This is a genomic window from Natronorubrum daqingense (assembly GCF_001971705.1).
Taxonomy (GTDB): domain Archaea; phylum Halobacteriota; class Halobacteria; order Halobacteriales; family Natrialbaceae; genus Natronorubrum; species Natronorubrum daqingense.
On record NZ_CP019327.1, the window covers coordinates 814381 to 833889 of the forward strand.

The window sequence follows — 19509 nt, forward strand, 5'->3', positions numbered from 1 at the left end:
ACAAGGGAGAAACGGCCCCAGGTCAGCAGATTACTGGTAGGAAAGGTCGAGGTCGCGTGCGCGGCTCAACAGCCCTTCGTCGTAGTACTCTTCAGTCTGTGCCGGTCGAGTGCCGTCGATCGCACGAACCTGCTGAACCGTGTTTCGGAACACCTTGAACGTCGCTTCGTCGACCATCTGCCCATCGAGCGTGACCGCTCCCGTCCCCTCGGCTTTGGCCTCGTTGAAGCGCTCGATCTTGCTCACGTCGCGCTCGAGTTCCTCGGGCGTCGGCATGTGAACCGTGTTGGCCTGCACGGTCTGCTTCGGATACAGCGACCAGGAGCCGTCGAGTCCGAGGTGGGCTTCGTGTTCGACCTGGTCCGCGTAGGCGTCGGCGTTGTAGTACGTCAGGCCGGCGCGTTCCTTGAAGAGGTCGTCGAAGGGACCGCCGATACAGAGGAGGTCGCCGGCACTCGCTTCGTTCGAGAGTTCCTCGAGGAGGGCGTCCCAGCGCGGGCGACCGTCTCCGAGGTCGCGAGCGCCGAGTTCGGCGGCGTAGTCGACGGGACCGAAGACCAGTGCGGTGAGACGGGACTCCTCGCCGAACTTCGAAATTTCGCGGAGGTCCGAGCGTGCGCGGCCGGTTTCGACGATGATCGCGAGCTTGATCGAGCCGTCTGCGTGGCCGTGTTCGGATTCCGCTTCCGCGACGGCTTCGGCTGCTCGTTCGACGTCTTCGACGCGACCGACCTTGGGGACGACGACGCCTTCGATTTCGTCGCCGATTTCGCCGACGAGCTGGTCGATCTGTTCACGGCCGCGCGATCGGAACGATTCGTCCTCGTAGCTCCACTCGACGCGGGGCCAGATTTCGCCCGCGAATTCGTGTTCGGGGACGAGTTCGATGGTGTTCTCGAGGCCCTTGTCTTTCATGTTCGGCGCGGTCCCGTCCTCCATGTCGGGGACGAGCCAGTCGGGTGCCTGAAAGCCCTCGGCCTCGAGGCCGGAGCGCAGGTACTTCGCCGAGTCGTCTTTCGGAACGGCGGCCGGTGCAGTCTGGAAGGTTCGGCAGAGTCGAGTGTCGTCTGTCATCGTTGGAATTTGAAGTCGTGGATATGGTCGTGAGTGCGGTCGTTTGTGATATTCGATCGTGTTAGTTAGAACGCTTTTGAATCTCCGCCGTGCGTGTCCCCGAGTAGACAGGTTCGTCGTCCTGGTTGAAGGCGATGTGCTCGAAGGTGACGGTTCCTGCTCGGTCGCTCGAGGCGTCGTTTTCGGCGGAGAGGACGCGCGTAAACGCGTAGACGGTGTCGCCGACGGCGACGAACGTGTGGAAGGATTCGTCGTCGAAGCCGACTTCGCGCCAGGTCTGTTCGTCCGAGCGAGCGTGCCCCAGCGCGGTCGACCGGGTCACGTCGCCGTAGGTGACGATGTTCCCCGAGGGGGAATCGGACATGACGTCGACGTTGTGGTGTTGTTTGGCCGTGTTCAGCGTCGACAGCGGGAGCTGTGCGACCGTTACGTCGTCTTGGGTGCGACCGCGCTCGTGGCGGTAGGCGACGGCGGCGTCTTCGTCCGCCGCCGTCTCGAGTGCCTCGACGAAGTCCTCGTAGTAGCCTCCCTCGGGCGTGACGAACGTATCGGGAAGTTCGGGTTCGTCGTCGTCCTCGGTCGCTGTCGCACCGCTCCCGTCAGTCGCGAGCGGCTCACGTCGCGGGATCATGTTCGTCCGTTCGTACGAACACAACACGTCGCCCGTCTCGGCGTCTTTTCCGCGAGTTCGCCAGGAGACGATGCCGTACTCCGGTCGGGAACTCGAGGTCGCTCGGTTGACGACTTCGCTTTCGACGTGGAGTTCGGTGCCCGTGTACACCGGCGACTCCGGGAAGCGAACGTCGGTTCGACCGAGGAAGTAACCGCCCTTCTCGCTCAAGTCCTCGACGGTGATTCCGAGCGTCGCAGCCGTCAGGTAGTCGGGGTGAACCGGCGGTTCGTCGAATCCACGCGCCTCGGCGGCGTCGGTACGCCAGTACGCAGGGTCGTGGTTCAGCGTCTGGCCCATCCACTGTTCGTTCCCGAATTGGGTGAGCGTGAGGCCGGGATCGTGTTCGATGACGTCTCCCTCCGCAAAGTCCTCGAAACAGTTTCCTTTCTCTTTGGTCTCGACCTGCTCGAGTGCCTGTGCGAACGTCTCAGGATCAGTCCACTCAGTCATCTGCTGTCACCTCATCCGCGTCTGCTGTTAACTGTTCCCGTTCGCGTCGGGCGATCGTCCGCCGCATCTCGTTCTCGACGATCATGTAGCCCTCGTCGAATCCCATACCGGGCTTTGCGAGCACCTGCGCGGCGTTCGTCGCGAGCGCAACGTGTGCGCAGGCCCGCGAAGAGATTTCCGTCTCGTTGCACGTCCCGCCGAGGTACGCTCGAGTGTCGGTTCCCTCGCAGTAGCGAACGGCTTGTCCGCTCCGGTGAATGCCACCGAGGTCGGGCGTCTTGATCTGCACGATGTCGGCCGCTCCGGCGTCGACGAACGCCTGCACGTCCTCGAAGGTGTTACACCACTCGTCGGCGACGATGTCGACGTCGACACCGGCGTCAGCGAGTCCATCGCGGAGTTCGACCATCGCCTCGATCTGTTCCGCGCGAGCGCCGACGTCCATCGGCCCCTCGATCTGGAGCGGGTAGGGTGCGGCGGCCTCCTCGAGGTCCGCAAAGTAGTCGACGACCTCGTCGCGGTCGTAGGGCGCGCCGAAGACCTCGCCGATCATGCCGTAGACGTCGATGTGGAATCGCGGCTCGTAGCCGTCGGGGCCGAGTTCCTGTGAGCGTTCCGTGAGCCACTCGACGTACTCGCGCAAGGTCCCGCCGTCTTCGCCGATTTTCTCGACGCTGTTGATCAGCGCGTGTGGCAAGACCGGCACGCCTTTGACGAACATTTTCTCGGTGTTGGTGTAACGAGCGTCGCCGGATTGGCCGAAGACCGGCACCGGTTCTTCGGCAGGCTCGGTCCCAAGGGCGTCGGCCAGCACGTCCGTCTGCGTCGTGTTGTCCGCTTCAGCCGCGGCGGCGAGCAAGGCCTGTGAGACGCCGTAGCGAATCGCTGTGTGGAGGCGTGTTCCATCGACTTGCAACTCCTCGAGCGTCTCGGCGTTGTCGAGGAATGCAGTGGCGTCACGGCCCTCGAGTTCATTGGCGAGTGGACCCTCGACGACGGGGGCGTACTCCTCGGCTTTGAACAGCGGGTCGCGTCCCCCTGCGCCGGAGTACTGCACGGCTGCACAGTCACCTCGGACGACGGTGCCGTCCGCGAGTTCGATGTCGACGATGAGCGTTTCGCCGGCTTGTCGAATCTCGTCGAAGCCCTCCGTGACGGGCGTTCCCGTGTACGTGAATCCGTCCTGCTGTGCTCCTTGCTTGATCGCGCGCTGGTCGTCGAAGAAGAACCCGGAGTAGCCGGGCGTTGCGTATATCCCTGTAATTTCCATTTAGACGTCACCCTGTGGTCTGCCGATGAGTTTGCCGTCGCTGATCGCGTCGACGTCGTCTGCAACCATTCGGAACGACTGTTTGCGACCCTCGGTGTCCGCCCGTTGGGAGAGTCGCGCCTTGTGAATCTCTTTGATGTCGTCGTCCATCTCGAGGTCGGCCCACTCGAAGATGCGGACGCGACCGTCGTCGTCTCGAGCGGGGAGGACCGCACCCCGTGCGCTGTCACTCGGGGCGAACGGCACGTCGAGTGCCCCGGAGTCGAACGCCTTGAGCGTCCCCTGGACGACGTCGCCGTCGCCGTGGGTAAAGATGGTGTCCATCAGACACCGCGTCTCCCGTTCGATGAGGTCCTGTTCCTCGTCGATCCCGTCGATATCGATCTTCTGTTCGATGGCCATATCGATGACCTGTCGCGTCGTGCGCAGGCCAGAGGCGTTCGCCTCCTTCGTCGGCACGCCCTGGAACTCCTGGGGCGACTTGGTGATGACCTTATCCGGTTGTGCGATGGCGGCGGTCATCCCGCCGAGGCTGATCACGCCGTTGGCGCGCGCCTCGTCCGGCGGGAAGCCGCCCATCCACTCGTGGAAGACGGTCGTAACGACGACCTCGTCGGGGAGGTACTCGTTGCCCAGCTTCTTGAGCGCGTTCAGCGCGGCGACGTCCTGGACGACGTTGCCGACCTGCCCGTAGCCGAGGGTGATCGAGCGGACGCCCTGTGTCGCCGCGAGTTGCCCCTCGACGATCATAATCGCGATCGCGATCGACGGCGGGACGAGCGTTCCCGTGAGTGGGCCGAAGGGCTCCCGGTTAATCCGGATGCCGCGTTCGGTGTAGGCTCCCGCCAGTCGGTCCACGAACTGCCAGCGCTCGATGGTCTCCTCGAGCCCGTGGCGTTTCGTGTAGGGGATGTTGTAGGAGATCGGCCCGCCTTCGAAGCTCTGGAAGCCGCCGGCGAAGGTGATCGCCGCCAGCAGTCGAGCGTCGGGCGTGCCGTGGCGCACTTCGATCGGCGCGTCGACCGCGTCGATCAGCTTCCGACAGCCGTCGACGCCGTGGTTGACCGCGGGAAAGCCGTTGAGCGTGTCGTCGCCCGTCTCTCGAGCTTTCTCGAGGCCCTGCTGGGCCTTCTCGTACTCGTTGTCGCGCGTGTACGAGTCAATCGTCGTCGGGATGAGGTCCGCCTGCCCCTCCTCGTGGAGGTATTTCGAGAGTTCGATCTGATCGTCGAGCCGGGGAACGCCGGCTCGAGGCTGTAGGAGCGGTTTGTCGGCCGACTCGAGGACGTCCGCGAATCGCTTGCGATCTGGCAGCGACTCGTGGTACTCGATCGCTTCCTCGAAGTCGACGTCCGCACCCGTCTCCCAGTCAGACCGAATCTCCTCGTCGATACGCCGTAGCTCGTCGGCTGGAATACGTTCGTCTCGTATCATCTAGGAACTGATAGTAGCGCGTTCAGACTCGGTCGGTGTGATTTGGAGGTCCTCTCGAAGCGCCTCGATCGCGTCTTCGGGGTCCGTTTCCGAGTCGAAGACGCGGTCGAAGCCCAGCTTCCGGAACGTCCGGCGAGTCTGGTCGAACTCGTCCTGCCCAACGGCGAGGTTGCCACCGATGTAGGTGACGGCGTCGACGTCGGACTCTGCGAGGACCTCGTGGAATCCCTGACAGTCCTGCTCGGCGTGGCCGTAGAGCGACGAGACCAGTACGGCCTCGGCGTCGTGAGTTACCGCTTCCTCGGCGAACTCCTCCTGGGAGGTCTGGACACCGAGGTTAACAACGTCGAAGCCTGCTGCACTGAAGGCCTGCTCTAAGATTGTGATTCCAACGACGTGTGCATCGGAACCGATCACGCCGAGGACGACCGTTTGGGACATCGTATGATGAATCATGAGGAACGCCACTATAAACCTAATGATCTTCCATGATAATACTCCTTAAACATCCTTACAGCCCCCCTATGGCACAGCGACACAATATACATGATCGATGGTAAGGGTTTTGGTCGTGGTTTTAGAAGTGACCGGTACATGGGAGCACTTTCGAATCTGCGCGTGCTCGATCTGACCCAGGTGCTTGCTGGGCCGTACTGCACGATGTTACTCGCGGATATGGGCGCTGACGTCGTCAAGATCGAGCGTCCGGGTGGCGATATGATTCGGTCGAATCCACCGTTCGTCGACGACCCCGAGAAGGAAGCCTACGGCGGGTACTTCCAGAGTGTGAATCGCGGCAAGAAGAGTATCGAACTCAACCTCGGCGACGAAACGGATCGCGACGATTTCCTCTCGCTCGTCGAAGAAGCCGACATCGTCGTCGAGAACTACCGCGCCGGGACGATGGAGAAGTACGATCTGGGCTACGAGACGCTCACCGAGTACAACGAGAATCTCATCTACTCCTCGATTCGCGGGTTCGGTGACCCGCGTACGGGCGAAACAGATCGTCAAGGCCAGCCGTCGTTCGATCTCATCGCCCAGGCGCTTGGCGGCGTGATGGAGACGACCGGACAACCGGACGGGCCACCGACCAAAACCGGCCCCGGCGTCGGCGACCTCTTTACCGCCACGCTGAACTGCATCGGTATCCTCGCAGCCGTGAACCACCGCGAACAGACCGGCGAGGGCCAGTACGTCGACACCGGCATGTACGACTCCATGATCAGTTTCACCGAACGGGCGATCTACCAGCAGTCGTACTCCGGGGAAGCACCCTCCCGGCGGGGCAACTCCCACCCGACGCTGTTTCCCTACAACGCCTTCGAAACCGCAGACGGCTACGCCGTTATCGCCGCGTTCAACAACAACCACTGGGCCGAACTCTGTGAGATAATGGGTCGCGAGGACCTCTCCGAATCGTACCCGACCACGCCAGAACGCCTCGAGAACCGAGAGAGTCTCCGGGACGAAATCGCCAACTGGACCGTAGAGCAGACGAACGAAGAACTGGTGGGCAAACTCGAAGGGCGGGTTCCGGCCGCCAAGGTCCAGACCACCGAGGAAATCTTCGAGGACGAACACGTCCGTATCCGGGATATGCTCGTGCCCGTCGAACAGCCTGGTGCCGACCGCGACGTCGAAATCGCGGGTAACCCGATCAAAATGAGCGAGACGACGCCCCAGCCCCGCGGTCGCGCGCCGTTGCTCGACGAGCACCGCGAGGAGGTACTCGGCGAAGAAGCCGAAACGACGGCCGACGACTGATCTGACGGCGTCTCCTTCTATCGCGCTTTGCGGGCGTTCGGATACCCACCCTCGCCCCGCGTACTGTCCCGGCGAAGTGGTCGAATCGTTGTAACGGCACTCGAGGGGCCTGCGACGTATCCGACTACAGAAAATCGAGGAAGGGTACGGAAGTTCGAGGAAGACTACTCACCCGTGCGCTCGAAAGGTCGATCGGTGACTCCAGAGGTAAATCAGGAGTATCAGGGAAAGTGTTAGCCCGAGCGGGTTCCCGTCGTGGATGCTGATCAGGGAGTTCAGCGCGAGCGCGAGCAGTCCCCAGGACCACGCCCACGATTGGAGCGTCCAGAGGCCCAAAAGGAGGAGCAACTGTAGCACCGAAACGATCGCTCCTCCGACGGCGAACAACGGTGCTTCGAGGACGAGGAACGGCACCATCGCCAGCAAAAGGATCGGAAAGGCCGCTGCGACGAGACACAGCAGTCGAATCCCGACCGGCGGATGCGTGTGCGACCGTCCCGAGCCTTCCATAAAGTATCTGACTATTCAAATATTATAATAATTTTGGAACTCGTGTGTGTTCGGTACGTGTTCGGCGCTCGAGTACAGATGATATATTAATTACAGTTATCGGCCCGGGTGCTCGTTCACATTGTCGTAACCGATTCAGACACCTATGTTGTTCGAAAGTAAATTAATATGGTTACGTATTCTGGTGATGAAGCGCCTTTGACACGCTTGTAAACTCAATGTCGTTTCGGCATGCCAAAACACATATGTCTGTCCGCTCTAACGTGGTGTCCATGGCGATACATCGGAGACGGGCGCTTGCAGGTATCGGAAGCGCTGTGACGATCGGACTCGCTGGCTGCGTCGGCCTGGGGAACGACGACAACCCGGATGGAGCCGACATACACGGCGAGACGCTCCGTCTCACCACGACCACGAGTACGTACGACACGGGGCTGCTCGACGAACTCAATCTGGCGTTCGAAGAGCGATTCGGCGTCACCGTCGAAACCATCGGACAGGGGACGGGGGCCGCACTCGAGACGGCACGGAGCGGCGATTCGGACGTGGTGATGGTCCACGCCCGTTCCCAAGAAGACGAGTTCCTCGAGGAGGGCTACGGCGTCAACCGACGCGATCTGATGTTCAACGACTTCATCGTCGTCGGCGACCCCGACGACCCCGCAGGCATCGGCGGTGGCGACGACGTCGAAGACGCGTTCGCGACGATCGCCGACACGGACTCGACGTTCGTCTCGCGCGGGGACGACTCCGGAACGCACACGAAAGAACTCGAGATCTGGGCGGAAGCGGGCGTCGGCGACGACCGCGGCGAGTACCAGGAGGCCGGTGACGGAATGGGCGAAGTCCTCATTCAGACGGACCAGGGCGGCGGGTACACGCTCGCCGACCGGGGAACCTACCTCTCGATGCAAAGCGAACTCGAACTCGAGATCCACGTCGAGGGACCGATCGAAGACGGGCCGGAACTGCTCGCGAACCCCTACGGAATCGTCGCCGTCGACCCGGCCGAGCACGACAACGTCGAGTACGATCTGGCGATGGCGTACATCGGATTCATCACGAGTCTCGAGGGGCAGGAACTGATCGAGGAGTACACGGTCGAAGGAGAGCAACTGTTTTACCCCGAAGCGATCGCAGACGAACCGAACTTTCAGCAGTACGTGCCAGAGGAGTGGGAGCCGTCCGAGTAAGAGGGTATACAGACACACATGGTCTACGAGTCTCTCCTATCGACTCCGTTGGTTCTCGAGTTTCCGTTCGAGTGGAACTACATCCGGAGCATCATCTACGTCTCGCTGTACGTGAGCCTCGTTGCCGTCGCGTTGAGCACGCTCTTTAGCCTCCCTGTTGCGCTCTTCGTCGGCTTCAAAGAGTTCCGGGGAAAGCAGTTGCTCACGTCGCTTATCAACACCGGAATGGGATTTCCGAGCGTCGTCGTCGGCCTCGTCGTCTTATTTGCGGTGTCCAATCAGGGGCCGTTCGGGACGTTCGACCTCGTGTTCACGCCCGAGGCGATGATCATTTCGCAGTTCGTCCTGGCGACGCCGGTGATTACGGGCGTGAGTTTAGCCGCCGTGAGTAGCGTCGAGGAGAACGTCCGCGATGCGGCGTTCGCGATGGGCGGGACGCGATACGACGTCGCGCTCGTCACGATCAAAGAAGCCCGGTACGGGATCGCAACGGCCGTGCTCGCCGGCTTCGGTCGGGCGATCAGCGAGGTCGGGTCCGTCCTCATCGTCGGTGGCAACATCGCCGGTGCCGACGGCACGTCCGTCACTCGAACGCTGACGACGGCGATTCAACTCGAGGCGCGCCAGGGACGGTTCGAGACGGCGATGATCCTCGGTGCGATCCTGGTCGTCCTCGTCTTGCTCGTCAACGCCGTCGTGGTTCGACTCGGAAGCGGAAGTGGAAGCGGGAGGTACGGATAATGCTCGAAGCAAACGAAGTTCACCACGGATACGACGACGAAACCGTCTTCGAAGGCGTCTCGCTGTCGGTCGATCCCGGCGAAGTCGTCGCGATCATCGGACCCTCCGGCGTCGGAAAATCGACACTGCTCCGGCTGCTGGCAGTTTTCGACGCGCCCGACCGCGGTACGATCGCGTTCGACGGAACCCCGATGTGGGACGCAACCGAACAGGAACGCTTGGAACACCGTCGTCGAATTGGAATGGTCTTCCAGGAAGCGAGCCTCTTCGACGCGAGCGTCCGTCGAAACGCTGGGTACGGTGTTCGCGTTCGCCAGTCGTGGACCGAGAGGGTTCGACACGAAGTCGCCAGTCTGGTTGGTAAAGAGAACGGAACAACGGACGTTCTCGAGGCGCTCGAGACCGTCGGGCTGACCGAGAAAGTCGATCAGGACGCCTCGTCGCTCTCGGGCGGCGAGGCACAGCGGGTCGCGTTCGCTCGCGCACTGGCGTACGAACCGGACGTGCTCTTGCTCGACGAGCCGACGTCGGATCTCGACCCGCGGAATACCGCAGTTATCGAGGACGCCGTCCGTCAGGCTCGAAATCGAGGCATCGGGGTCACGATCGCCACCCACGACATGCATCAGGCCGAGCGCGTCGCCGATCGAGTTGCGGTTTTGCTGGAAAACGATATCATCGAAGTCGGCGACACCGAGACGGTCTTCGAGAGCCCGCGCGACGATCGGACCCGGAAATTTATTGACGGCGACCTCATCTACTGAGTGATACTCGAGTGACCTTCTCGTTCACGGTTCGGAGGACGACACACGGATGACGATACGAAAGGAGTACACGACGAAACTCTCGGTCGGCGACGTCACCATCGACCGACGCGACATCGACATGCTCGACGCGATCGACCAGCACGGCTCGCTGCACAAGGCGGCGGACGAACTCGGGAGGTCGTACGCGCGGTTGCAACGACGGGTCGTCGAAATCGAAGACTCCGTCGGCCAAATCACCGAGCGTCGACGTGGCGGCAGCGACGGGGGTGGCACCGACTTGACTCAGACTGCCCACGAGTTACGTCACCAGTTCAATCAGCACGACGTCGAACTCGACGGCGTCTCTCGGGTGACTGAGTCGGTCTTTACGGGGAGCGTACAGAACAGAAACGGAGAGTTAGCAACCGTCGACACGAACGCGGGCTCGATTCTGGCACTCGTTCCGGACGACGCACACAGGGTGCAAGTCGCCGTTCGCTCCGATGCGGTCGTCCTGGAGAACCCGACGGACACGCCAGAGCCGGTCGAAACGAGCCTTCGGAACCAGTTTACCGGAACGGTCGTCGATACGGAACCCGGCGAAGCGATTACCAAGGTAACGATTCGACTACCCGATTCCGTCGCCCTCCACGCGCTCATCACGAACGCGAGTGCGGATCGGTTGTCGATTCGATCCGGCCAGTCGATTACCGCGTCGTTCAAGGCGACTGCGGCGAGGGCGATTCGCCTCGAGTCGACACTCGAGGAGTAGAACAACCGAGCGGAGGACGCGCTTTCGTCGCGTCGCGATGTTAATGGATGCTGTGTGCCCCGAGTGGCCCGGTGTTCTTAGCCGCCCGTCTCTCGATTCCGAAGCCTGTAACGGGCGAAGTTACGCCTCGTCTGCACAGGCTGGCAACGTTACGGTGAACGTCGACCCGTTCCCCGGTGTCGAATCGACGCTGATCGTGCCGTCGTGGCGTTCGGCAATTCGTTCACAGAGTGCCAAACCGAGACCCGTCCCCTCGTGTTCCTCGCGAGTGTGCAAGCGCTGAAACATCTCGAAGATCCGCTCCTGCTCAGCGGGATCGATACCAATGCCATCGTCGCTGACCGAGAGTCGCCAGTCGGCTCCGTTTCGCTCTGCAGTGACGTGGACCGACGGCGGCTCCTCGCCGCTGTATTCGAGTGCGTTTCTAATGAGGTTTCCCAGTAACTGCCGGAGTTGGGCTTCGTCACCCTCGACACGGGGGAGGTCGTCTGCCGTGACCTCGCCATCGCACTCCGCGATTTTCACCGACAGGTCGTCACAAATCTCCTCGAAGACCGTTTCGAGATCGACCGGCTCGAGTGGTTCCCCCTCCGTTTCGACGCGCGAGTATCGAAGCAACCCGTCGATCATCCGCCGCATCCGATCCGCGCCGTCGACTGCGTACTTCAGAAACTCCTCCGTCTCGGCGTCGAGATCGTCGTTTCGTCGGTCGATCAACTGCAGGTAACTCGAGACCATTCGCAGCGGTTCTTGGAGATCGTGGCTCGCGGCGTAGGCGAACTGCTCGAGTCGCTCGTTCGAGGCCTCGAGTTGCCGGTTCGAACGCTCGAGTCGAGCGACGGTCTCCTCTAGTTCTCGTTGGGTCGCCTCGAGCGCCCGATTGCGGTGTTCGAGTTCGCGCTCTCGAGTTCGGGCCTTCCCGTCGTGGACGCCGATTCCGTACCCGGCCGTCGTTCCGAGCGAGGTGAGGATGGGGATCGCCCGACTGGGATTTGCAATGCCGCCCTCGGCGAGCACGTGATAGGATACGAGGACGGTGAGGATGATGGCGAACCCGACGAGCGACCAGCCGGCTACGTACGGATAGTACTCGTCGTCGATACTGGTTCTGGGGAGTCGGTAGCTACCGTAACAGAGGACGGCACCGAAGACGCTGATGAGAAACCAAATCAGGAAGACACTCGAAGGGGTGCCCCCGTTCGAAAGACGAACGATCGTTCGTCCGGTGGCGACCACTACGTACATCATCCCGAAAAAGAGGATGAGGCGTCTCGGGCCGACCAGCGAGACAATCGGCTTCCACCGGGTCACTACCGTCAACCCTGTAATGCACCTACAATAGTATTTTGTTCGCCGAACTGCCGATCGCTGTGAGGAGAACGGAGGTCGAGGATCCTCGGTCGAGTCGCCGATGGAGAGTAACCCTTTTGCGGGACCCCTGCACACGTCAGAGTATGGACTGGCCACACGATCCCGACGGCGAGCAAGGCAGCGAAGGGATGCGCAAGTACGACATGCGCATCATCGCCGACAAAGTCGACGAGGACGAAGACTTCCCGATGATCCGTGAGGAGTTCGTCGAAGAACACGGTGACGATCCGATCCGGGTCAACTACGAGACGGTCGTCCCGATGCGGGAGATCTTCGAGTACGTCGAACCCGAGGAGTTCGAAACGATTCTCGATATGCACAAGGCAATCGGCGACGCGATGCGTGCAGGCGACTTCTGGGACTACCACCCGAAAGGCGCGGACCCGGAGAAGAAACCGGCTTGACATCCTCCCCGCCCTGAAGGGCGAGGATTCCCGAGCGTTGGGATATTAAGGTTTGCAACTGAGCTGTCCGCCCGGTGCGAAACGCCCCGAGGTTTGGTTGAACAGGTAGGCTACTGGCCGTGCCAAACGACCGTTACTCATATCCTCCGTCGGAGGATTCTGAGTTATCTTTCTGCGAATGTTCACCGCACCATTCACGTCCGCGTTCATTGTCGCTCCGCACGATTCACAGACGTACAATCCGCGCTCCACACGATTCGCGTCCCGCTTCCTCCCACAACACGAACACGTCTTCGACGTGTCGCGCTCGCTCTTTCGGTCTACGAGGATGCCGTGTTCCTCCGCCTTGTATTCGAGCAACGTGGTGAAGCGGTCGAACTCCCATCCGTGGAGTTTCTTGTTTCCACGTTTACCCCAGTTCCGCGAGTCACCATTCTCGCCCTCACGAATCTTGCTCAAGTCACCGATGGCGATACGACCAATCTCGTGGTCGATGCACCTCTTGACGATGTGTTTGGCGAGAGCGTTCAGGAAGTGGTTTTTCCGACGAGATAGTTTCTGTCGAGCACGAAGCGCACGACGTGACGGACCGTTCTCGCCTTCCGTGTCGTACTCGTCGCGGGTGAAGTAGTGCTTGTCTTGCTTCAGCACGTTCCCCGGATACAATTCGGCGTCACCATCATCGTAGGCGATGGTGAGGTAGTTCTTGATCCCGAGATCGATTCCCGCAGTGTTGTCTCCGGGTGCGTCTTCGACAGGGATTTCGACGTTACAGACGAGGTGGAGTTCCCAGCGGTCGCCGTTCCATACGGCGCGTACTTGCTGGATGTTCTCCACGGTCACGTCCGATCGCGTCTCGTATTCTACGAGAATGAAGTCCGAGCGGTGCTGTTTGAGGTTAAAGCCCTTACTCAGACGGAGTTTGTTGTGTTTGGAATCGTGTTTGATGCCGTTTTGTTTCCACGTTACGGTGGAGCGTGGGTGGTTGTCGCCTCGCTTTCGGTATCCGGGTGGATTCGCGTCGGTGTCGCCGTTCTTGCGTTTTTTGAACCAACCGTTAAACGACTCAGCAAGCTCTTCTAGAACTCGCTGACTTGACTGAGAATGTAGGTCACTGTATCGTTCGTGGTCTTTTAGTTCGCGCTTGAGGTCGGCTTCAGACGGTATCTCTCCGGTTTCATCCCATTCTTGTTGGGTGTGGTAGCGGGCGACGTTCCACAGTTTGGATGCTGAGTGCCCGCAGTCATCGAGGTTGTCACTCACTTGGGAGTGGTTGACAATTTTCGCTCGATAGGTTCGGGTTGTCTCCAGCATCGTACTATGTCCATAAGTCCTTATGAAATAGTCAGTATTAAAGATAGTGGTTGAGCGTGGAATATCCATCCGTGCAGTAATCGGTGGAAGGCGTCATCCCGTGACGGCGCGTATCCCCGCCCTGAAGGGCGAGGTTTTGCGCCTGCTCATCCCATAAGCAGCATCGAGTCGCGACGCAGACGAGTCTCCATCACGAATCTGGATTACGTACCACTTATACGACGGCGTTCGAAAGAAGTTCTCACCGTGACTACTACGCAGGTTACGCTCGTTCAAATCGATAACTACGGGCCATGGACGGTCACTCCCGAGCCGAGACGGGAAGCCGACCTACAGACGCTCCAATCCCGGCTTTACGCCGATATCTCCCAATTCGTCGGCAACCGTGGTGGCTACGTTTTCTTCACCCGCTTCGACAATATGATCGCCATTACGAACGGCCTCGACCTCGAGGATCACGCGCTCCTCCAGGAGTCGGTGGGCAATCGCTACCCCGTAACGCTCAGTCTAGGCGTATCGACGAACGCCAATCCCGTACAGGCACTCGCCGACGCGACCGGACACGTCCAAGATGCGGGAAGCGCACAGGATAAGAACCGACGCGAGTGTCTCGAGGGACGAGTTATCGACGGCGACGAGCGACGGGAAGACGACATTCAGATCGCTCACTTCGACGTCGTCAACGCGACCGGCCAGTACACCGACGAACTCAACGCGTTCGATACGTTCATCGAAATCGAGCAGGGCTACGCCGAATTGATGCGACACATGCGCTACAGCCACGACAGCCTCTCGTTTTTCGTCGGTGGCGACAACATCATCGTCGTCTGTCCGGATCTTACGGCAGACGACTACGAGGAGGCGATTTACCACGTCCAAGAAGCAGTCGATGTCGACTTACAAGTGGGCGTCGGCCGTGGCACCAGTGCTCACGACGCCGGATTCGCCGCGAAGCACGCGTTAGAAACGTGTCGCGCCGACGGAACCAGAGTCGAACTCGAGTGGGAGTAACCGGCTACTGCTGGCAATCGTCCCCGCCGTTTGGGACGCGACGAATGACCTCTCGTCCCCCGAATTACGGACCTTCTACTCCTGTTTGCTTAAACGTAGCGGGGGTAGCTTTTAGCCCGACCGTGTACATTGTTCACACATGGAATCGGAACTGTCGGTCAGAGATGTTCTGACGAACGAGTTCGTCGGCGTCAGTGAATCGGACACGGTCCGAGACGCGGTGTCGTTGATGCGCGAGGAGCGGGCGAGTTGCGTGCTCGTCGTTCGGGGACCGAAGCCGGTTGGCATCATGACCGAGTGGGACGTCCTCGGCATCATCGCCGACGAACACGATGCGGGCGAGACGACCGTCGGTGACGCCATGACTGCACCCGTCATCACGTTCACGCCGGAGCGCTCGCTCACCGAGGCGGCGAACGTCATGACTCGCCAGCACATCCGAAATATCGTCGTCGAAGACGATGACGGCGTGCTCGGACTCGTCACCCAGCGCGATGTCATCGCTGCGGCGAGTTCCTTCCAGGGGACGATGACGCCGCTTCGCTCAAGCGACGCCGCGTACGACAACGGACAACTCGCGACCGAACGACCGGCGCAATCGTCCCAACCCCGCGAGGAACTCGAGTCTGGCTCCGTTCTTCCCACCGACGAGTACTCGACACAGAGCGTCTGTGAAGCCTGTGGAACGCTTTCGGATTCGCTCTGGGATGCGAACGGAAAGCTCGTGTGCACGGACTGCCGTGCCGTCTGAGCAGCGAGTGTGCCGTCTGCGTCGACTCGTCCCCGCCCCGCCACAGCGGCCTCGAAAATGTACTGATTCGTGCTAACACTCTGCAGGAACGATTACTCCGATGGAAAGACCTTTCGGGTGCCGCGGTGGACTGGTCGGTAATGACCGATACCCTCGACGACCTCGACGTCGAAGGGACCACCGTCGGCGTTCGCGTCGATATCAACAGTCCGATCGACGATGACGGTTCACTCGCCGACGACGCCCGACTACGTGCCCACGTCGACACACTCTCCGAACTCCTCGAGCGTGGTGGCCGCGTCGCCGTCCTCGCCCACCAAGGTCGACCGGGTGGCGACGATTTCGTCTCTCTCGAGCCCCACGCTGAACGTCTCTCGACGCTGCTCGAGCGTCCCGTCGACTACGTGGACGTCACCTACAGCAGCGGTGCGCGCGAGGCCGTTCGAAACCTCGACGACGGCGACTGCATCGTCCTCGAGAACACCCGTTTTTACAGCGAGGAGTACATGGAGTTCGACCCCGACGCGGCCGCACGGACCCATCTCGTCGAGGGATTAGCTCCGGTGCTCGACGCCTACGTCAACGATGCCTTCGCCGCAGCCCACCGCTCACAGCCCTCGCTCGTCGGCTTTCCGAGCGTGCTCCCCGGCTACGCCGGTCGAGTCATGGAGTCCGAACTCGACGTGTTGGGATCGATCGAAGAGACACCCGAGCCGCGAGTGTACGTTCTCGGCGGCGCGAAGGTCTCCGATTCGATCGACGTCGCTTGGTCTGTGCTCGAGAAGGGGCTCGCGGATCACGTCCTGACGGCAGGCGTCGCGGGGAACGTGTTCCTCACCGCCGACGGCGTCGACCTCGGGGATGCGAGCACCGACTTCATCTACGAGCAAGGCTACTGGGACGAAATCGACCGCGCCGCCGACTTGCTCGACGCCTACGGCGAACGGGTTGCACTCCCCCGAGACGTCGCCGTCGAACGAGACGGCGAGCGACACGAACTCGGCGTCAACGCCTTGCCGCCGGCCGATTCCGAGGCCGCGATGGATATCGGCTCGTCGACGCTCTCGTACTACGAACGAATCCTCGAGGGTGCGGGAACGGTCATCCTCAACGGCCCAGCCGGCGTCTTCGAGGAGGCAGCGTTCGAGAACGGAACTCGGGAGCTCTACAACGCGGCGAGTGACGTCGACACGAGTATCGTCGGCGGTGGAGATACCGCCTCGGCGTTACGCAGTCTCGGCGTCGAGGGCTTCTCCCACGTCAGCACCGGCGGCGGCGCAGCGTTGCGAATGCTTACTGCAGAACCGCTCCCTGCTGTGACGGCACTCGAGGATGGACCGAAACACCAACAGCCAGCCGACGATTGAGTACGCGACCCAGGACGATATCGAGGCGGTCACCGATCTCTGGGTTCGTCTCGCACGCGATCAGCGCCTCCACGAGTCGGCCGTCCTCCCGGAGCGAAATCGAGAATCGATGCGAGAGACGCTGGCCGCCCATCAGGTTGCCGAGTGCCTGCTCGTCGCTCGCGTCGGTGGCTCCGTCGTCGGGTTCGCCTCCTTCACCCTCGAGCGTGGGACGCTCGCACTCGACACGACCCGCGGACTGCTGTCGAACATCTACGTCGATCCCCCGTTTCGCGGACGGGGGATCGGGACGGCGCTGCTCGAGGCGGCGGAGGACGAACTCGCCTCCCAGGGTGCGAGCGTCGTGACGCTCGAGGTGATGGCGATGAACGACGACGCCAGGCGGTTCTACGCGCGACACGGCTACGACCCGTATCGGGTGTCGATGAAGCGCTCACTCGAGGACGACGACCGATCCAAAAGCGATACACACTCAAAGGGGGACCGCTAACCACAATCTGCGCCAGGGGAGCATGGGTGGTTCATGCACTCGACTTGTAATCGAGACTCCCGGGGTTCAAATCCCCGCCCTGGCTTGCTGACGCGAACACAGTCGTGAGCGTCAGCAGCGAGAACGGATTTGAATCAGACTGAGGTTCTGCGCTACGCGCAGGTTCTCGGGCGTGGTTCAAATCCCCGCCCTGGCTTCCTCCTCGAGACCTCCTTCGTGAGAGACAGGTCGCTATCGAGCGTGTCGCCTCGACACCTGCTGGTTCTCTTCGAGACGCAGCCAGCGGCTTTTCTATCGGACGCGTCGCTCGAGTGGGTGAAAACTATCGGCCTGGTGAGGGCCGATGTCGGAACAGGTGGTGGAAGTGGTACGACGAGGGACTGTAGTAGTTGAACCCCTTCGTGGCAACGACTGGTGTTCTACCCCCGTCAGTGCAGTGAACGTGGTCCCAAATGATAGGTCTCCTCCCAAATTGTGTTGGGTTTCGCCACGATGTCTCCGAGTGGCAAGTGCGCGATTCTGACCCGAGTATGGCCTGAGTCTCCCAAAAACGCGTTCGAGATGCATCAATCGTGGAAACAGACGACAGAAACAGTGCCTCGAGCGACTGGTGGTTCCTCACCCACTCGATTCTGACGGCGCGTCTGCTTCGGGTGGCGTTGGGGCAGTCGGATCACCAGTGGAGTCGTCCGTTCCGACGTCCTGATCGTCCGGTGTAGCCGTGCCTGCTGGCTCGTCGATACTGACGTCGACGGCCTCCCAGAGCGGTTCTGAGGCGAACGTTCCGTCGCCGGTGATCACCCACGGGATGATCACGCAGGTGTGACACAGTTCGTCGCCGACGGTGAGTGACGCGGTGTCCGTTGCACCCGAGACGTCGGAGACGCCGAGGATCGTGTCCGCCTGCGTGAGCCACCAGACGACTCGATCGAGGTTCTCGTCCGGGTCGGACACGTCGATCTCGAGCGTCGTCTGTTCGTCGGCCTCGGGATCGAACTCGAGGATGCCTGGCTCTGGGCGCACGGCGTCGATGCTGGGATCGGCGAGTCCCTTCGGATCGACGGTGACGGTCCAGCTCGCTCTGAACTGTTCGCCGTCGACGTCGACGGCGGCGACGACTTCCGACGGACCGGGTGTGTCGAACGTCTCCTGCCAGAAGTGTGCGTCCTGTTCGGCGAAGTAGACCGCCTGCCACGGATCGGCGAGTGTACTACCGACTTCCTCACCGTCGACGAACCAGGTCGTCGTCTGCGTGGCGTCCGGATCGACGGCACCGACTTCGAAGTGGACCGTCGTTCCCGGTTGGACGGTCAACTCCGGGTCGGGAAACTGGAGGGCCGCGTCGAGTTCCTCCGCGGGGAGGAGACGGACGGTGCGCTCGTCAGCGACGCCGTTCGCGCTGACGCGGAGCGTTACCGACTCTTCCGTTTCGACGGGTTCGGTTGGAACGCTCGGCGTCGTCGGTTGAACCGTCTCTCCGGGCCCGATCGTGAGCGTTACCGAGCCGACCGACTCGCCGTCGACGAACGAGTCGATCGCGGGCTCGATCGGCTGGCTCGTTAGATTTTCGACCTCGAGCGTCCACTCGAGGAACTCGCCACCGGTCAGCGCGTCCGGGACGTCCACGATTCGGACAGCGAGGGACGATTCGTCGATGTCGTTCGGTTCGGCGTCGTTCGGTTCAGTGTGTTTGGGATCACCCGCCGTCGCGTCCGATTCGTCCGTCTTCGTTTTACCACCGTGAGGACCGCCAGCGGCGCTTGCGGCGTTTGGTACCGATGCGATACTTCCGACAACAACCCCTTTCAAGAGCATTCGTCGATTCACGTGTCTAGCCTCCTATACTATCGGACGGGACGTTCACGACGGGATTCGCGAACGGGTAGGCACCTCCTGTAACGCTGCTGTCCGAAGGGCTCGTTTCTGTCCGACAGTATACTGGTCGCCAACCCGGAATCACCGCAAAAAGGGGGAGTACCGTTGTGCGCACAAATCGGATATTTGGCTCGTGTCGGTCTCGACGTACATTTGATGGGGAACGTTACCGGGCTGTTGTGTCCGATTACTAACGCAGGAGGTGGCTGCGATGCCGGTAGGCAACCGTAAACGAGGGAGCGTGTCGGCAGATCCAGCGCGAGTCACGACCGAACCGTCTCAAGTCGCGATCAGAA

General features: G+C 61.3%; 19 protein-coding genes and 1 tRNA gene. 11 read left to right on the forward strand and 9 right to left on the reverse strand.

Going from position 1 to position 19509, the window contains the following annotated elements:
• Window positions 1-30 precede the first annotated feature (30 nt).
• The 5 genes from citE to glmS form a co-directional block, all read right to left on the reverse strand.
• Entirely contained in the window at window positions 31-1074 is a 1044-nt protein-coding gene (citE, locus tag BB347_RS04010) for an L-malyl-CoA/beta-methylmalyl-CoA lyase (RefSeq protein WP_076578167.1), read from the reverse strand.
• Window positions 1075-1135: 61 nt separating this feature from the next.
• On the reverse strand, window positions 1136-2197 hold the full coding sequence (mch, locus tag BB347_RS04015; protein ID WP_076578165.1) for a 2-methylfumaryl-CoA hydratase: 1062 nt from the start codon (window positions 2195-2197) through the stop codon (window positions 1136-1138).
• Window positions 2190-3467, reverse strand: a complete 1278-nt coding sequence (locus BB347_RS04020) for a methylaspartate ammonia-lyase (protein ID WP_076578163.1) — start codon at window positions 3465-3467, stop codon at window positions 2190-2192. The genes mch and BB347_RS04020 overlap by 8 nt, the downstream gene beginning before the upstream one ends.
• On the reverse strand, window positions 3468-4901 hold the full coding sequence (locus tag BB347_RS04025; RefSeq protein ID WP_076578162.1) for a methylaspartate mutase subunit E: 1434 nt from the start codon (window positions 4899-4901) through the stop codon (window positions 3468-3470). It abuts the gene before it with no gap.
• Entirely contained in the window at window positions 4902-5357 is a 456-nt protein-coding gene (glmS, locus tag BB347_RS04030; RefSeq protein WP_076578160.1) for a methylaspartate mutase subunit S, read from the reverse strand.
• Window positions 5358-5495: 138 nt separating this feature from the next.
• Between glmS and mct the strand changes: the two genes are divergently transcribed.
• Window positions 5496-6668 (forward strand): succinyl-CoA:mesaconate CoA-transferase, encoded by a 1173-nt coding sequence (mct, locus tag BB347_RS04035; RefSeq protein WP_076578158.1) that lies wholly within the window; start codon window positions 5496-5498, stop codon window positions 6666-6668.
• A 168-nt stretch (window positions 6669-6836) separates the two neighbouring features.
• Here the strand turns inward: mct and BB347_RS04040 are convergent, their stop codons facing one another.
• On the reverse strand, window positions 6837-7178 hold the full coding sequence (locus BB347_RS04040; protein ID WP_076578156.1) for a hypothetical protein: 342 nt from the start codon (window positions 7176-7178) through the stop codon (window positions 6837-6839).
• Window positions 7179-7450: 272 nt separating this feature from the next.
• On the opposite strand from BB347_RS04040, the gene BB347_RS04045 reads away from it, so the two are divergent.
• Genes BB347_RS04045 through BB347_RS04060 form a run of 4 tightly spaced genes read left to right on the forward strand, consistent with a single transcriptional unit; the run spans window position 7451 to window position 10630 of the window.
• Window positions 7451-8371 carry a substrate-binding domain-containing protein gene (locus BB347_RS04045; RefSeq protein ID WP_076578154.1) on the forward strand — a complete coding sequence of 307 codons (921 nt, stop codon included), beginning with the start codon at window positions 7451-7453 and terminating at the stop codon, window positions 8369-8371.
• An 18-nt stretch (window positions 8372-8389) separates the two neighbouring features.
• Window positions 8390-9112 carry an ABC transporter permease gene (locus BB347_RS04050; protein WP_076578152.1) on the forward strand — a complete coding sequence of 241 codons (723 nt, stop codon included), beginning with the start codon at window positions 8390-8392 and terminating at the stop codon, window positions 9110-9112.
• Window positions 9112-9876: an amino acid ABC transporter ATP-binding protein gene (locus BB347_RS04055; RefSeq protein WP_394329254.1), complete on the forward strand. Its 765-nt coding sequence runs from the start codon at window positions 9112-9114 to the stop codon at window positions 9874-9876. Before BB347_RS04050 ends, BB347_RS04055 begins: the two co-directional genes overlap by 1 nt.
• A gap of 49 nt (window positions 9877-9925) precedes the next feature.
• Entirely contained in the window at window positions 9926-10630 is a 705-nt protein-coding gene (locus BB347_RS04060) for a TOBE domain-containing protein (protein WP_076578148.1), read from the forward strand.
• A gap of 120 nt (window positions 10631-10750) precedes the next feature.
• Here BB347_RS04060 and BB347_RS04065 read toward each other — a convergent pair whose 3' ends face one another.
• Entirely contained in the window at window positions 10751-11941 is a 1191-nt protein-coding gene (locus BB347_RS04065; RefSeq protein ID WP_236995985.1) for a sensor histidine kinase, read from the reverse strand.
• Window positions 11942-12084: 143 nt separating this feature from the next.
• Here BB347_RS04065 and BB347_RS04070 point away from each other — a divergent pair, with 143 nt between their 5' ends.
• Window positions 12085-12405, forward strand: a complete 321-nt coding sequence (locus BB347_RS04070; protein ID WP_076578144.1) for a DUF5785 family protein — start codon at window positions 12085-12087, stop codon at window positions 12403-12405.
• A gap of 45 nt (window positions 12406-12450) precedes the next feature.
• Here BB347_RS04070 and BB347_RS04075 read toward each other — a convergent pair whose 3' ends face one another.
• Window positions 12451-13719, reverse strand: a complete 1269-nt coding sequence (locus BB347_RS04075) for an RNA-guided endonuclease InsQ/TnpB family protein (protein ID WP_076580117.1) — start codon at window positions 13717-13719, stop codon at window positions 12451-12453.
• Window positions 13720-13965: 246 nt separating this feature from the next.
• On the opposite strand from BB347_RS04075, the gene BB347_RS04080 reads away from it, so the two are divergent.
• The 5 genes from BB347_RS04080 (at window position 13966) to BB347_RS04100 (ending at window position 17423) form a co-directional block, all read left to right on the forward strand.
• Window positions 13966-14730 carry a GTP cyclohydrolase III gene (locus tag BB347_RS04080; protein WP_076578142.1) on the forward strand — a complete coding sequence of 255 codons (765 nt, stop codon included), beginning with the start codon at window positions 13966-13968 and terminating at the stop codon, window positions 14728-14730.
• 139 nt (window positions 14731-14869) lie between these two features.
• Window positions 14870-15481, forward strand: coding sequence for a CBS domain-containing protein (locus BB347_RS04085; protein WP_076578140.1), 612 nt, complete (start codon window positions 14870-14872; stop codon window positions 15479-15481).
• Between the two features lie 140 nt (window positions 15482-15621).
• Window positions 15622-16848: a phosphoglycerate kinase gene (locus BB347_RS04090; protein ID WP_076580115.1), complete on the forward strand. Its 1227-nt coding sequence runs from the start codon at window positions 15622-15624 to the stop codon at window positions 16846-16848.
• Window positions 16814-17338, forward strand: coding sequence for a GNAT family N-acetyltransferase (locus BB347_RS04095; protein WP_076578138.1), 525 nt, complete (start codon window positions 16814-16816; stop codon window positions 17336-17338). Before BB347_RS04090 ends, BB347_RS04095 begins: the two co-directional genes overlap by 35 nt.
• A gap of 11 nt (window positions 17339-17349) precedes the next feature.
• A tRNA-Thr gene (locus tag BB347_RS04100) sits at window positions 17350-17423 on the forward strand.
• Between the two features lie 533 nt (window positions 17424-17956).
• On the opposite strand, the gene BB347_RS04105 is transcribed toward BB347_RS04100, so the two are convergent.
• Window positions 17957-19153, reverse strand: coding sequence for a hypothetical protein (locus BB347_RS04105; RefSeq protein ID WP_076578136.1), 1197 nt, complete (start codon window positions 19151-19153; stop codon window positions 17957-17959).
• Window positions 19154-19509: the final 356 nt, after the last annotated feature.